This window comes from Cryobacterium sp. TMB3-10, from assembly GCF_004402305.1.
Lineage (GTDB): Bacteria > Actinomycetota > Actinomycetes > Actinomycetales > Microbacteriaceae > Cryobacterium > Cryobacterium zongtaii.
Genome location: NZ_SOGH01000003.1, coordinates 54,236 through 68,959, shown reverse-complemented (window position 1 = coordinate 68,959; position 14,724 = coordinate 54,236). Strand labels below are relative to the sequence as shown.

The 14,724-nt window shown below is 67.8% G+C and carries 10 protein-coding genes and 1 pseudogene; 9 read left to right on the top strand and 2 right to left on the bottom strand.

The genetic code is table 11. The features are described from left to right. Positions 1–542 precede the first annotated feature (542 nt). A pseudogene (locus tag E3T22_RS19600) lies at positions 543–1,541 on the top strand (Ig-like domain-containing protein); the annotation flags it as partial. A gap of 1,307 nt (positions 1,542–2,848) precedes the next feature. Here the strand turns inward: E3T22_RS19600 and cas5 are convergent. After that, positions 2,849–3,016 (bottom strand): CRISPR-associated protein Cas5, encoded by a 168-nt coding sequence (gene cas5, locus E3T22_RS19595; RefSeq protein ID WP_370028271.1) that lies wholly within the window; start codon positions 3,014–3,016, stop codon positions 2,849–2,851. Between cas5 and E3T22_RS19590 the strand changes: the two genes are divergently transcribed. The 5 genes from E3T22_RS19590 (at position 2,976) to E3T22_RS18945 (ending at position 9,262) form a co-directional block, all read left to right on the top strand. Further along, a complete protein-coding gene (locus E3T22_RS19590; protein ID WP_370028268.1) occupies positions 2,976–3,791 on the top strand; it encodes a fibronectin type III domain-containing protein in 816 nt (271 codons plus the stop codon). The two genes, cas5 and E3T22_RS19590, sit on opposite strands and share 41 nt — an antisense overlap. A 25-nt stretch (positions 3,792–3,816) precedes the next feature. Beyond that, the gene (locus E3T22_RS01605; RefSeq protein WP_088456515.1) at positions 3,817–4,785 is read left to right on the top strand and encodes a MoxR family ATPase; all 969 of its coding nucleotides are present in this window, start codon (positions 3,817–3,819) and stop codon (positions 4,783–4,785) included. Positions 4,786–4,886: 101 nt separating this feature from the next. Continuing rightward, positions 4,887–6,083 carry a DUF58 domain-containing protein gene (locus tag E3T22_RS01600; protein ID WP_166789246.1) on the top strand — a complete coding sequence of 399 codons (1,197 nt, stop codon included), beginning with the start codon at positions 4,887–4,889 and terminating at the stop codon, positions 6,081–6,083. After that, entirely contained in the window at positions 6,080–8,557 is a 2,478-nt protein-coding gene (locus E3T22_RS01595) for a transglutaminase domain-containing protein (protein WP_134480191.1), read from the top strand. The genes E3T22_RS01600 and E3T22_RS01595 overlap by 4 nt, the downstream gene beginning before the upstream one ends. Before the next feature lie 9 nt (positions 8,558–8,566). Next, positions 8,567–9,262 (top strand): FHA domain-containing protein, encoded by a 696-nt coding sequence (locus E3T22_RS18945; RefSeq protein WP_166788999.1) that lies wholly within the window; start codon positions 8,567–8,569, stop codon positions 9,260–9,262. On the opposite strand, the gene E3T22_RS01580 is transcribed toward E3T22_RS18945, so the two are convergent. Beyond that, the gene (locus E3T22_RS01580) at positions 9,259–10,932 is read right to left on the bottom strand and encodes an MFS transporter (RefSeq protein WP_165787956.1); all 1,674 of its coding nucleotides are present in this window, start codon (positions 10,930–10,932) and stop codon (positions 9,259–9,261) included. The two genes, E3T22_RS18945 and E3T22_RS01580, sit on opposite strands and share 4 nt — an antisense overlap. A 253-nt stretch (positions 10,933–11,185) precedes the next feature. Here E3T22_RS01580 and leuC point away from each other — a divergent pair, with 253 nt between their 5' ends. From leuC to murA, 3 genes are all read left to right on the top strand, one after another. Then, positions 11,186–12,688 carry a 3-isopropylmalate dehydratase large subunit gene (gene leuC, locus E3T22_RS01575; RefSeq protein WP_103460011.1) on the top strand — a complete coding sequence of 501 codons (1,503 nt, stop codon included), beginning with the start codon at positions 11,186–11,188 and terminating at the stop codon, positions 12,686–12,688. An 11-nt stretch (positions 12,689–12,699) separates the two neighbouring features. Continuing rightward, positions 12,700–13,308 (top strand): 3-isopropylmalate dehydratase small subunit, encoded by a 609-nt coding sequence (leuD, locus tag E3T22_RS01570; RefSeq protein WP_088456509.1) that lies wholly within the window; start codon positions 12,700–12,702, stop codon positions 13,306–13,308. 89 nt (positions 13,309–13,397) lie between these two features. After that, entirely contained in the window at positions 13,398–14,720 is a 1,323-nt protein-coding gene (murA, locus tag E3T22_RS01565) for a UDP-N-acetylglucosamine 1-carboxyvinyltransferase (RefSeq protein WP_165787962.1), read from the top strand. Positions 14,721–14,724 lie beyond the last annotated feature (4 nt).

The window sequence follows — 14,724 nt, the reverse complement described above, 5'->3', positions numbered from 1 at the left end:
GGATCGACCCCGACGGTGACGACATCTATCTGGTGTCGGCGTCGCCGACCACCGGTGACGGTGTGCGGTTCGGCCCGGAGGGTTTTGTGACCTTCGAATCCAAGACCGCCGAACTCGGGGTCAAGGAGGTGCAGTTCGTCATCTCCGACGGGCTACTGACCGCCACCGGCGTGCTGACCGTGGACGTGAAGGCGCCCGGCAGCCTCAACCCCATCGGCACTCCGGACTTCACCACCGTGTTCCTGGGCGAGACCGCCCTGATCGAACCACTCAAGAACGACGTGACCCCCTCCGGTGCGCCGCTGGCCCTGATCGGGGTCAACGAAGTGCCCAACGACCTCACCGCCGTGCCCAACCTCGAGCGCGGCACCGTGGCCGTCTCCGCGAACAAGGCCGGCAGCTACGTCTTCACCTACAGCCTCGGCGCCGGCGCCACCTCCAGCGTCGGCCTGATCCGGGTGGACGTGCTGGAGAACCCCGACGACGTGCAACCGCCGATCGCGGTCAAGGACACCGCGTACCTGCGCGCCGGCGAACCGGTGATGATCCCGGTCCTCGACAACGACGTCTCACCCAGCGGCCGGGTCCTCGCCGTGCAGTCCGTCGACCTGACCGCAACCCAGGACCTCGTCACCGTGGAGATCCTCACCAACACCGTGCTGCGCGTCACCGCCGCCGCCGCGCTCACCGAGCAGGTGCAGTTCACCTACACCATCAGCGACGGCGACGGCACGTCAACCGCCGGAGTCACCGTCGTGCCGGTGCCGCCGCTGGTGAAGCACCAGCCTCCCGTCGCGGTGGACGACTCGGTGAGCGTGCGCGCCGGCGACATCGTCTCCGTTCCGGTGCTCGACAACGACTACCACCCCGACTCCGCCACAATGACGGTCGCCCCCGACCTGGCCGACACCGCCGACGCCGGCGGACTGGCCTTCGTCACGGGCAACCAGGTGCGCTACCAGGCTCCCCGGGAAGCCGGTTCCTACAGTGTCGTGTACAGCATCAGCGACGCCTTCGCCGAGACCGCGACGGCCACGGTGCGGTTCACCGTCACCGCCCTGGACGATAAGAACAACCGGCCGCCCACCCCGCTGCCGCTGACCATGCGCACCTTCGCCGAATCCACCATCAAGGTGCAGGTGCCGCTGGACGGCATCGACCCCGACGGCGACTCGGTGTACCTGAAGGACGTCACCAGCGCCCCGGAGCTCGGCAGGATCGTCGAGGCGGGCAGCGATTTCTTCATCTACGAGGCCTACCCGGGCACGGCGGGAACGGATGTCTTCACGTACCAGGTCGAAGACACCCTGGGCGCCACCGCCGAAGGCTCCGTGCGCATCGGCGTGATCCCTCGACCGGTCGAACTGCTGGCGCCGAGCGCGATCGACGACGCCATCGAGATCAAGCCTGGCCGCACCGGATCGATCCCGGTCGTGCTCAACGACTCCGACCCCAACGGCTACAAGCTCACCCTCTCCGAGAAGCTGCCCGAGGTCGATCCCGGCATCATCGCCACCGTCGATGGCAGTCGCGTCATCGTGGAAACGCCCGCCGAGGAGGGCACATACACGCTGCGCTACGAGATCACCAACGGGCACGGCGGCGCCGACACGGCCTTCATCCAGGTGAAGGTCACCGAGGACGCCAAGGCTCAGTACCCCGTGGCGATCGACCACCTCGTCGAACCCGAAGAGATTCAGGCCGGCCAGGCCGTCGACATCGACGCGCTCGAGGGAGCCGAGAACCCGAGCGGCCTGATCGACGAGCTGGTCATCAGCCTGGAGGGACCCAACGCCGCCTCTGGCGCCATCCAGTCAAACGGCGTCGTGCGAGTCGAGCCCACCTTCGAACGTCAGGCGATCGCCTACAGGCTCACCAACGAGGTCGACAAGCTCAGTGCCACCGCGTTCATCATCGTGCCGGCCATGCCGGAGCCGAACACCCCGAAGCCGACTGATCCCGCGAACGCCGAACCGACGCCGGAAGAAGAGGTGTTCCCGCCGCCTTTCCTGAAGGACATCGGCCCGCAGGTCATCAAGATGAACGGCTCGAAGAGCTGGTCCCTCGCCGACATCGTCGAGGTCCCCTCCGGCCGCCCCGCCGTGCTGCTCAGCGCCACCGCCACCAACAGCGACGGCTCGAACGCCATGAACGGTTCCACGTCACTGAGCTTCGTGGCCGCGGCCGATTACCGAGGGCCCGCCGCCCTGACCTTCGTGGTGACCGACGGGACCGGTGCCGGAGATCCCAAGGGCAACCAAGCGACCCTCACCATCCCGATCACCGTCGGCGACCCGAACTTCGAGGACGTCGCTCCGACCTTCACCCCGTCCACGGTCACCGTGGAGGCCGGCGAGGGTGCGCAGGTCGTGAACCTGCGCAACTCGACAGGACACCCCAACCCCGACATCGTCCAGAGGGTCAGCTACGGATCGCTCAGCGGAACGAGCGGCGCCGTCGCCGCGACCCTCGCCGGAGCCGACCTCACCATCTCCTCACCGCTGGGCACCCAGCCGGGCGCCAAGGTGAAGCTCACGTTCTCGGTCACGTACAAGGAATTCACCATCCCCGGCTCGATCGAGGTGACGGTGGTCTCGTCTACCCGCCCCGTTCCCCAGGCCGTCGACGATGCCGGCCCCAACGGCGCAGGTATCGAAACCCGGCCGAGCACCTCGGAGACAGTGCCCGTGCTCAACAACGACTACAACCCCTTCGCCAAGGACGGCAAGCCGCTCGTGGTGATCGGCGCGGTCATCGAACAGCAGGTCGGCTCCGCATCCGTCGCGTTCACCGGCAACGACGTCACCATCAAGACCGGCTCGGGCGCCACCGGCACTCTCACGGTGGTCTACACGATCAAGGACGCCACCGGCGACCCGGCCCGCCAGACCAAGGCCAGGATCACCTTCGTGATCCGCAACAACCCGGATGCCCCCAAGGCGCCGACCGCGGTCGAGGGCGACGGCAGCGCCACGGTGAGTTTCACCGCCCCGTCGTCGAACAACTCAGAGATCATCGACTACACCATCTGGTGGGGCGGCGGCTCCACGACAGTGAAGAGCGCCGGCACCCACGACATCACCGGCTTGACCAACGGGTCCAACTACGACTTCACCGTGACCGCCCGGAACGCCATCGGAGACTCCACGCCGTCGGCCTCGAGCCCAACCGTCACCCCTTATGGACTGCCCGGGGCGCCTGCCAGCGCCACGCTCAGGGCGCCCGGGCAGGGCACCGGGGCGCTTGAACTCACCTGGTCTGCACCCGGCAGCAACGGCGGGCGCGGCGTAACTGAGTACCACTACGAGTGGGTTCAGGGGCGTAGCGGATACCGCTATACGTCCGCCCTATCGGCGTCCGATACCGGAAACATCGACCAGCCTGCCCAGTACCGGGTTCGGGCCTGCAACCCGCGCGGCTGCGGCGAGTGGACGTCCTCGAACACGGCGACTCCGCAACCCGAACCGCCGCCGCCCCCGCCCCGGGCGTATGTGTGCAAGGGCGCGAACGCCCCGGTGGGTAACTACGTGGAGGTTCGGTACGAGTACTTCAAACCCGGCAACCACCGGCTCACTACCGCAATCAACGGCGATTCGAGCGCGTTCACCAACATCGGGTACGACCTGAACGCCAACGGCAAGGTACGCCTCCAGAACTGGCTGGGCGTGCGGGTGGGCGGCGAGAACATCAAGGTGATCATCGGCGCCGGTGCGCCCACCGGTATCCCCGAGACCAACACCATCTCCGGCACGGCCTGGAACAACCTGGCGCCCAACACATGCTCCGGCTAACGAACGAGAACAGGAAGAACATCACATGAGCGTCACCCAAGAACAGGCAGACTGGTTCGCCGAAGCATTCGGCAAGCTCGTCGGCAACGTCGAACAGGCGATCCTCGGCAAGGACCACGTGATCCGGCTCGTTGTCGCCGCGATGCTCACCAACGGCCACGTGCTGCTGGAGGACTTCCCCGGCACGGGTAAAACCGTGCTGGCCAAGGCCCTGGCCAAGACCCTCGACGGCACCAACTCGCGCATCCAGTTCACCCCTGACCTGCTGCCGTCCGACGTCACCGGTGTCACCATCTACGACCAGGGCAAGGGCCTCTTCGAGTTCCACAAAGGACCGATCTTCGCGTCGATCGTGCTCGCCGACGAGATCAACCGGGCCAGCCCCAAGACCCAGTCCGCTCTGCTCGAGGTGATGGAAGAGGGCCGGGTCACCGTCGACGGCATCAGCCATGAGGTCGGTAGCCCGTTCATGGTCATCGCTACCCAGAACCCCGTCGAGCAGGCCGGAACGTACACGCTGCCCGAGGCCCAGCTCGACCGCTTCCTGTTCAAGACCTCCCTCGGCTACCCGGATCACGACACCGCCGTCACCCTGCTGCTGGACTCCTCGAACCGGTCCAGGGACGCCGGGATCACGCCGATCATCGCGTCCAGCTCGGTCACCACCATGGCCCAGCTGGCGTCCGAGGTGTTCGTGGACGCCGCCGTGCTCGGCTACCTCAACGAGATCGTCACCGCCACCCGCACCGACGTGTCCTCGACCCTCGGCGTGAGCATGCGTGGCGCCCTCGCCCTGGCCAGGGCGGCCAAGACCTGGGCCCTGTCGCAGGGGCGCACCTTCGTCAGCCCCGACGACATCCGCGACCTGGCCATCCCGGTGCTCGCGCACCGCATCATGGTCGACCCCGAAGCCGACTTCGCCGGCGTCACCGCCGAAGACATCGTCAGCCGGATCCTCGTCGAGGTGGCCCCGCCCGCCTTCCGCGCAGCATGAGACGGGCCTCCGAGCGCGGTCCTGTCAGGATCTCACCGGCCAGACACGCCCTGAGATCGGTCGGTCGCGCGCTCGGGGTCGGTGCCTCCCACGCCTGGCGGTTGCTCCGCCAGGTGCTCGCCGTCGTGCTGGGGCGCATCCGCCCCGTCGTCGATGTGATCGGCCCGGCCGGCCGGTTGGTGCTGCTCTGCGCGGTCGCCGCGTTCATCGTGAGCGCCGTGTTCGGCTGGGTGGAATTCACCTACCTGGCGACCACCCTGCTGGCCGCCGTGCTCGTTGCCGTGCCGTTCATCATCGGTCGGGCCACCTACGCCGTCGAGCTGCAGCTGAACCCGCACCGCGTCGTCGCCGGCGAACGGGCCCTGGGGCAGATGACCGTCACGAACTCGGGGGAGCGCGCCCTGCTGCCCGCCCGCATGGAACTTCCCGTCGGCACCGGGCTGGCGGAGTTCGTCATCCCCGGGCTCGCACCGGCCGCCGTGCACGACGAGCTGTTCGCCGTGCCCACCCAGCGCCGCGCCGTGATCGTCGCCGGCCCCGCCGTCTCGGTGCGCGGTGACCAGCTGGGCCTGATGCGGCGCACCGTGCGCTGGACCGAGGCCGTTGAGCTGTTCGTGCACCCGGTGACCACCCGGATCGCCTCCTCGGCCGCCGGCCTCATGCGCGACCTCGAGGGTGAGGTCACCAAGAAGATCACCAGCGACGACATCTCCTTCCACGCCCTGCGCGCGTACGAGCCCGGCGACCCGCTGCGCAATGTGCACTGGCGCACGTCCGCCCGCACCGGGCAGCTGATGGTGCGTCAGTTCGAAGAGACCCGGCGCACCCAGCTCACCATCGTGCACACCTCCGAGACCGCGTACTACGCCTCGAACGAGGAGTTCGAACTCGCCGTGTCCGTGACCGCATCGCTGGCGCTGCAGATCATCCGCGACGGCACCGGCCTCAGCGTGGTCACCGAGAAGCTCGCCCTGCGCACCGCGACCCCGGTGTCCCTGCTCGACGACACCTCCAGGATCGACGCCGTGTCCGGCCTCTTCCCGAGCCTGCGGGAATTCGCGCGGGCCGCCACCCGGCGCCTGCCGCCGCCCAGCGTGGTCATGATCATCGCCGGTTCGCTGATGGACCTCACCGAATTCCGGGCCGCGCAGACCCTGTTCGGTAAGGACGCCACCACCCTCGCGTTCCGTATTAACCCCGGGGCGCAGTCCCGGCTGTCCACGGTGTCCGGCCTCACGGTCGTCACCATCGGCGATCTGGCCGACCTGCCCAAACTTCTCCGACGGGTACACCGATGAGCCGCTTCACCCGCCCCCGTTCGACAACGCGGGCCAGGACCGCGCCGGCAGCCAGGCCACGCCCCGACCGGCCGGCGGGACTGCGCGCGGCCTGGCGGCCGTTCCCGCGGGCCGCCTGGACCGACGTCGCCGTGCTGAGCCTGCTGTCGTTGCTGGGCGTGCTGGGCCTGGAGACCTCCTTCGGCGACTACAACTTCCTGGTCGCCGGCCTCGGCGGACTGATCGTGGGAACCGGAATCGCCGTGCTCGGCTACGCACTGCGGCTGGGTGTAGTCACCAGCGTGCTCGCCGCCATCCTGGCGTACTTCCTGCTCGGCACGCCGTTCACCATGCCCGGCGAAGCCCTGCTCGGCGTGTTCCCCAGCATCTCGTCCACCGCCGGCTTGGCGTTGGGCGCGGTCTTCGGCTGGAAGGACATCGTCACCCTCGGCACGCCCGTGGAAGCACCGTATTACATGCCGGTGCTGCCGTACTTCGCGGCTTGGTTGATCGCCCTGGTCGGCACCATGCTGGCCAGCCGGTGGCTGCCCGGCCGCCGGCGCACAGTCTGGCGCACCGGTGTTCTCCTGATCGGGCCGGTCCTGCTGTATCTGACCGGCATCCTGATGGGCACCGACAAGACGTTCTACGCGGGCCTGCGCGGTGTTGCCTTCGCCGTTGTCGCCATCGTCTGGATCGGCTGGCGCCGCACGAAAGTGGAACGCGCGGATGCCGCGGGCGCAGCTCGGCTGCTGCGACGCAAGCTTCTGGGCACCGCCACCCTGGTCGTCGGAGCCGTGCTGATCGGCGCTCTCGTCGGCGGTGTCCTGGCACCGGAGACCAAGGACCGATTCGTGCTGCGCGAGGAGATCCAGCCGCCGTTCGATCCGCTCGAGTTCCCGAGCCCGTTGGCCGGCTTCCGGCAGTTCACCAAGACCCTCGCTGACACCCCGCTGTTCTCCGTGACCGGAATGCAGCCCGGAGAGACCCTGCGGCTGGCGAGTATGGATGCCTACGACGGCAAACTGTGGAATGTGGCCGCCGCGGACACCCTGGTGAACGGCTCCGGCAGCTTCCGCCTCGTGGGCCGCACCATCCCCGAACCGGCCTTGGTCACCAGCAGTGCGAACAGCACCGTCACCGTCGACGTCGTCGGGTACGAAGACGTCTGGCTGCCGGTGATCGGGTATCCGGCCACCGTGGACTTCGACGACGCGGGCAGCCAGGAGGAGGCCGAGACCCTGCGCTACAACGCCGATAGCGGCACCGCCGTGCTCACCACCGGTGTCGAACCCGGTTATGAGTACACGGTGAACGCCATGCTGCAGCAGACCTACCGGGATGAGGACCTCCAGGACGTGCCCGTCGCCGACGTCACCCAGCCTGCGGTCGAGAACATCCCCGACGTCGTCGTGGCCAAGGCCATCGAGTACGCCGGCACGGCCGATACTCCCATCGACAGTCTCCGGGCGATCGAACAGGCGCTCAAGACCAAGGGGTTCCTCAGCCACGGCCTGGCCTCTGACGGCATCCCGTCCAGGGCCGGCCACGGCGCCGACCGTATCAACGAACTGTTCACCCGCACCCAGATGGTGGGCGATGAGGAACAGTACGCCGCCGCGATGGCCCTGATGGCCCGCAGCCTGGATTACCCGGCCCGCGTGGTGATGGGCTTCGCGCCCGATGTGCCCGAGGACGCCGGCACCGTGGAGATCACCGGAACCGACGTGACGGCCTGGGTGGAAGTGGCCTTCGAAGGCGTCGGCTGGGTCGCGTTCTACCCCACCCCTGACCAGACTGACGTTCCGCAGGACCAGACCCCCAAGCCCAAGACCGAGCCCCAGCCGCAGGTGCGTCAGCCCCCGCGCATGGACAACGAAGCCGACGACCTGCTGACCGCCGTCGAAATCGACGACACCAAGGACGAGGACAAGGACAAGGACTTCGAGCTGCCCGGCTGGGCCTGGATCGTGATCGGTTCGATCGGCATCCCGCTGATACTGATCGGTGTCCCGTTCCTCGTCATCGCCGCGCTGAAGTCCCGCCGCCGCCGCAATCGCCGAACCAAGGGGACCGGCGATGAACGCGCCGCCGGAGCCTGGTCCGAGCTGGCGGACGGCTTTGCCGAGCTTGGTTTCGAGGTGCCACGCGCGTCGAGCCGTCGTCAGGTGGCCGTCAGCCTGGAAGCGCAGCTGGCCGCCCAGCTGCTCAGCCCCGACGGCACCGGGGAGATCGTCGACGCCGCGGAGTTCGTGGCGCCGCACCGGCTGGTGCCGGTAGCAGCTTCCGTCGACAGCGCCGTGTTCGGCGGCGAGCAGGTCAGCGACGAGGTCGTGGAGAGCAATTGGACGGCGGCACTGGCCTCCCTCGCCACCGCGGGGGAGTCCGCCGGGCGCCTGCGCCGGATTCTCGCCAGGTTCAGGCTCCGCGCCAAGCGGGACTGGAGCCAGGTGAACCTGCGCGGCAGCCGTGGCCCCGGCACGGGCCGAAGGTAGAGTTGCACCGTGGAAAATCCGGACTTCATAGTTCCCCCGCCGGGCATGTTTCGCTCGAAAGACGCTGAGGCTGACGCCGAGGTCGACGAGGAATCAACGGCGCGGGTGCCGCACAAGAACCTGATCGGCGCCATCCCGCCGGCGCCAGGGGGTGGCGCTCCGACGGTCGCCGACAATGCGGCGCCGCCGACCGGCCCGCCGATGCCCACGGTGGGAGCCGCCCCGCTGGCCGGTGCCCCCGCGGTCGCGCCGCCGGGGGCCGCGCCGGTGCTGTCCATCCCCGCGTTTGTTCCCACGTTCCCCGGCTCGCCGCCGCCGCGCACTCCGCTGCCCGCGGTCGCTCCGCAGCGCGCGGCTGCCTCGCAGGCCGCATCCGTCTGGCAGCTCACCCTTGCCGACGGCCAGATCATTCCGGTGACGGGCTCGCTCGTGCTGGGCCGCGACCCGGCCCCGGTCACCCGCCGGGCCGCGACGATGGTCAGCGTGATCGACCCGGCCCGGTCGGTGTCGAAGTCGCACGCCCTCGTCGAGCTGGTCGACGGGGAGCTGTGGGTCACCGACCTGCACTCCACCAACGGCGTCAGTGTCGGCGACGTGCACGGCGAACGCACTCCCGTGAATCCGGGCGTCCGCACCGCGATGGGCGCCGGCGTCAGCCTCTCCCTCGGTGAATTCGCGGTGCAGGTGTCGCGGCCCGACGCCTAGGGCTGTCCGGCTGTGCTGTCCGTGCTCGAGCCGGTTCCGCCAGGGCCCGTGCTCGAAAGCGGCGGCGTCTTGGGCAGCCGCAGTGCAGCAGCGAAGCCGAGCAGTCCGGCGAGGGCCAGGCCAGCGTAGACCACGGTGAGCGCCGTCTGCCGGGCCTCGGCGTTGATCTCGATGATCTCGGCCTGTTGGTCGGCGGGCAGCTCCGCGACGGCGTTGCCGAGCTGCGCGTCGCTGATGATCTGAGCCTTCTCGGTGACCGCGGTGTCCAACTGGGACTGTTCAGACGAGGAGAAGACCGGACTCTCGTCGATCAGGCTTGTCGCCGTCAGGACGAACACCGACAGGATGAGCGCCCCGGCCAGGGACGTGCCCAGGGATGCGCCGATGTTCTGGGAGGTGTTGATGACCCCGGACGTTTCGTTGGAACGCTGCGGTTTCACCGACGACATGATCAGGTTCTGATTCTGGGAAGCGATGGTGCCCGCACCGAAACCGACCAGCGCCAGCCCCAGGATGAACTCGGTGCCGCTCGTCGCATCCCTGGCCAGCACCCCCATAGCCGCCGCGCCGAGCACGATGATGGCGAAGCCGGCGAGGATCACCGAGCGCGGCGCGAACCGGCGGCTGAAAACCCGCCCGCTCACCGCCGCCGACAGGAGGACGGCCAGGGACAGCGGCAGCAGGGTGAGCCCGCTCTGGATCGCCGAGTAATTCAGTTCCATCTGCACGTAGAGGGAGAGTGCGAAGATCGCACCGGTCAGAACGAGGTACTGCAGCAGCTGCACGGCCGACCCCGACGAGACGGCGCGGATGCCGAAAAGGTTCAGGTCCAGGAGCGTGTCGTGGTGGTGGCGATCCCGGCTTCGTTCCACCAGGACGAAGACGAGGAGGAACACCAGGCCGATCGACACGAGGATGACCGTCGGTGAGATCTGGCCGGCGGTGAGCACGACCTGACCGAAGATCTCAACGTCAACGCGACTGATGAACAGGCCGTAGGCCGAGGCCATCACGATGCCCAGAACCGCAGTGATGAGTCCGGCGGAGCTGAGGATGAACCCCGGCCAGTCGAAGCGGGGTTTCCGGCCCAGGAAGGGCGCATCCTTGATGATTTTCAGCTGGGTGAAGATGAACAGCGCCACGAGCAGTTCGCTGGCGAAGGCCAACCGCCAGGAGAGGTAGGACGTGAACAGGCCCCCGATGATCGGGCCGATCCCCGCGGCGATCCCCGCGATGGCGGCGAAGCCGGCGTAGGCCTTCGCCCGGGCGGGGCCGGCGGCGAAGTTCGACACGATCAGCGACATCATGGCCGGGAGCATCATGGCCGCGCCCAGCCCCTCGAGGAATGACCAGCCCAGGATGAACACGGTCAGCGTGGGGGAGAGCGCGGTGATGGTCGTGCCGACCGAGTACACGCTGAGGCCGATCACGAAGGCGCGCTTGCGGCCGATGATGTCGCCCACCTTGGCGCCGGCGATCATGAAGGCGGCCATCACCAGGGTGTACAGCGTGATGGCGTTCTGGATGCCGGTGACCGTCGTGTCAAAATCCTCCACGAGGGTCGACAGCGACACGTTCATGAACGTGGAGTCGACGACGATGATGAACTGGGCCAGCAGGATCACGATGAGCACCCTGCCAGTGGTCTTCGGAGCGGTCACGGTCGTCATGCGCACACCATACGTCGACCGTCCCCCCACGGCCATGGCCCGCCGACATCCGCGAACCGTGAGAAGCCCACCAGGATGCGCGATTTTTAGGGGCACAGCTCACAGTTCGCGGACTTTAAAGCGCGTGTTAGCCTGAGGTGTGCTGCAACGTCGACTTCTTCTTCTGTGCCGCGACGAGTCTCGTATCTAACAGGCCCACTCGTCGCGGAGTTTGTCGTTGGCTGACCACCGTTCCCGAGGAAGACGCACGAACATGACTAACGCAGTGATCACCGATCCACCCACGCCGGACATCCGCCCCCGCACGCTGGCCGAGAAGGTGTGGGACAAACACCTGGTAGCCAAGGGCGAGAACGGCACCCCGGACCTCATCTACATCGACCTGCACCTCGTGCACGAGGTCACCAGCCCCCAGGCCTTCGACGGCCTGCGCCTGGCCGGTCGCCCGGTTCGCCGGCCCGACCTGACGATCGCGACCGAGGACCACAACACGCCGACCCTGGCGATCGACCGGCCCATCGCCGATCTCACCAGCCGCACCCAGATCGAAACACTTCGCCGCAACTGCGCCGAGTTCGGCATCCGCCTGCACTCCCTGGGCGATATCGAACAGGGCATCGTGCACGTCGTCGGCCCGCAGCTGGGCCTGACCCAGCCGGGCATCACGGTCGTCTGCGGCGACTCGCACACCTCCACCCACGGGGCCTTCGGCGCCATGGCGCTGGGCATCGGCACCAGCGAGGTGGAGCACGTCATGGCCACCCAGACGCTGCCGCTCAAGCCGTTCAAGACCATGGCCATCACCGTCGACGGCACCCTGCGTCCCGGCGTCACCGCCAAGGACATCATCCTCGCCGTGATCGCCAGGATCGGCACCGGCGGCGGCCAGGGCTACGTGCTCGAATACCGTGGCAGCGCCATCCGCGCGCTCTCCATGGAGGGCCGCATGACGATCTGCAACATGTCGATCGAGGCCGGCGCCCGTGCCGGTATGGTCGCGCCGGACGCCACCACCTACGCCTACCTCAAGGGCCGCGCCCACGCGCCGGCCGGCACCGATTGGGACGACGCCGTCGCGTACTGGGACACGCTGGCCACCGACGAGGGCGCCACCTTCGACGCCGAGGTGATCCTCGACGCCGACACCCTCGAACCATTCGTGACCTGGGGCACCAACCCCGGCCAGGGCGTCTCGCTCAGCGACACCGTGCCCAACCCCGCCGAGATCGCCGACGCCAACGAGCGCAGCGCCGCCGAACGCGCCCTCGAATACATGGACCTGGCCGCCGGCACCGCGATGAAGGACATCCGCGTCGACACCGTGTTCCTCGGCTCCTGCACCAACAGCCGGGTCGAAGACTTGCGCGCCGCCGCCGAGATCATCAAGGGCAAGTCCATTGCCGACGGCGTGCGGATGCTCGTGGTGCCCGGGTCCGCCCGCGTGCGGATCGAGGCCGAAGCCGAAGGCCTCGACCAGATCTTCCTCGCGTTCGGCGCCGAATGGCGTTTCGCCGGCTGCTCGATGTGCCTGGGCATGAACCCGGACCAGCTGGCTCCGGGGGAGCGCTGCGCCTCCACCAGCAACCGCAACTTCGAAGGACGGCAGGGCAAGGGCGGACGCACCCACCTGGTCTCCCCGCTGGTGGCCGCAGCCACCGCCATCCGCGGCACCCTCTCAAGCCCGTGGGACCTCGTCCAGGACGGCACGCTCGGCCACGAGGCCGTTCCCGCCGTTTTCGTCCCCGCCAGCGTCTAGGAGCAGTCGTCATGCAGAAATTCACCACCGTCACCGGTGTCGCCGTTCCCATGCGCCGCTCGAACGTCGACACCGACCAGATCATCCCCGCAGTGTTCCTCAAGCGCGTCACCAAGACCGGATTCGAAGACGCCCTCTTCTACGGTTGGCGGCAGGATCCTGAGTTCATTCTCAACCAACCGGCCTACCAGAGCCCCAAGGTCCTGGTAGTCGGCGCCGACTTCGGCACCGGATCTTCGCGTGAACACGCCGTATGGGCGCTGCGCGATTTCGGCTTCGATGTGGTGCTGAGCCCCCGATTCGGCGACATTTTCCGGGGCAACTCGGGCAAGCAGGGTCTACTGGCCGGTCAGATCAGTGAGGACGATGCCGAGACCCTCTGGGGGATACTCGAGGCGAACCCCGGAATAGAACTGACCGTGGATCTGGTTGCCTCTACTGCCAGTGTCGGCGACCTCACAGTCTCATTCGAGGTCGACGAATACACTAGATGGCGACTGCTGGAAGGCCTGGACGACATCGGCCTGACCCTGCGCGACGAAGCGCGAATCGCAGAATTCGAATCCCACCGGGAGCCCTGGCGCCCCCGCACTCTCCCCGCAAGGCAGGTAAATTTGTGATCATCGTCGGCGAAAACAATCAGGTCCGCGAAAACGTTCAAGAGAATGCAGAGCGCGGAAACGCGCAGAGTCACGGAGCCAATGTAGGCCTGGTCGGCGACAAGATCACCATCCGCGGCGGCCGCCCCCTGGTCGGTCGCATCGAGGTCAAGGGTGCCAAGAACCTGGTCACCAAGGCCATGGTTGCCGCACTCCTCGGCGAAACCCCGAGCATCCTGCGTGACGTGCCGAACATCAGCGACGTACGCATCGTGCGCGGCCTGCTCGAGGCCCACGGCGTCAAGGTGACCGAGGGCGACGAGCCCGGCAGCCTGCAGCTGGACCCGGTGGACGTGGAGAGCGCGCACTACGCCGACATCGACGCCCACGCCGGCTCCTCTCGCATCCCGATCCTGTTCTGCGGCCCGCTGCTTCACCGCCTCGGCGAAGCTTTCATCCCCGACCTCGGCGGCTGCCGCATCGGCGACCGCCCCATCGACTACCACCTTGAGGTGCTGCGCAAGTTCGGCGCCGTCGTCGAGAAGCAGGAGAGCGGCATCCGCATGTCGGCGCCGAACGGCCTCAAGGGCACCAAGGTGGAGTTGCCGTACCCGAGCGTGGGCGCCACCGAGCAGGTGCTGCTGACCGCCGTGCGTGCCGAGGGCATCACCGAGCTCAAGAACGCCGCGATCGAGCCCGAGATCATGGACCTCATCAACATCCTGCAGAAGATGGGCGCCATCATCACGGTCGACACCGACCGGGTCATCCGCATCGAGGGTGTCGACAGCCTGCAGGGCTACCAGCACCGCGCCCTGTTCGACCGCAACGAGGCCGCCAGCTGGGCCGCGGCCGCGCTGGCCACCGACGGTGACATCTTCGTCGGGGGCGCCAAGCAGGCCGAGATGCTCACCTTCCTCAACGTCTTCCGCAAGGTCGGCGGCGCGTTCGACATCCACGACGACGGCATCCGTTTCTACCACCCGGGCGGCGACCTCAAGCCCGTCATCATCGAGACGGATGTTCACCCCGGCTTCATGACCGACTGGCAGCAGCCGCTCGTGATCGCGCTCACCCACGCCCACGGCGTGTCGATCGTGCACGAAACCGTCTACGAGCAGCGCTTCGGCTTCGTCGACGCCCTGGTCGAGATGGGCGCCACCATCCAGATCCACCGCGAATGCCTCGGCGGGCACCCGTGCCGCTTCGGTCAGCGCAACTTCAACCACTCCGCCGTCATCGCCGGCCCGACCAAGCTGGTCGGCGCCGACATCGAGGTACCCGACCTGCGCGGTGGCTTCAGCCACCTCATCGCGGCCCTCACGGCCGAGGGAACCTCCACCGTGAGCAACGTGGGAATCATCAGCCGCGGGTACGAGAACTTCATCACCAAGCTGCGTCTGTTGGGGGCTGACTTCGATCTCGAAGGATAATGGC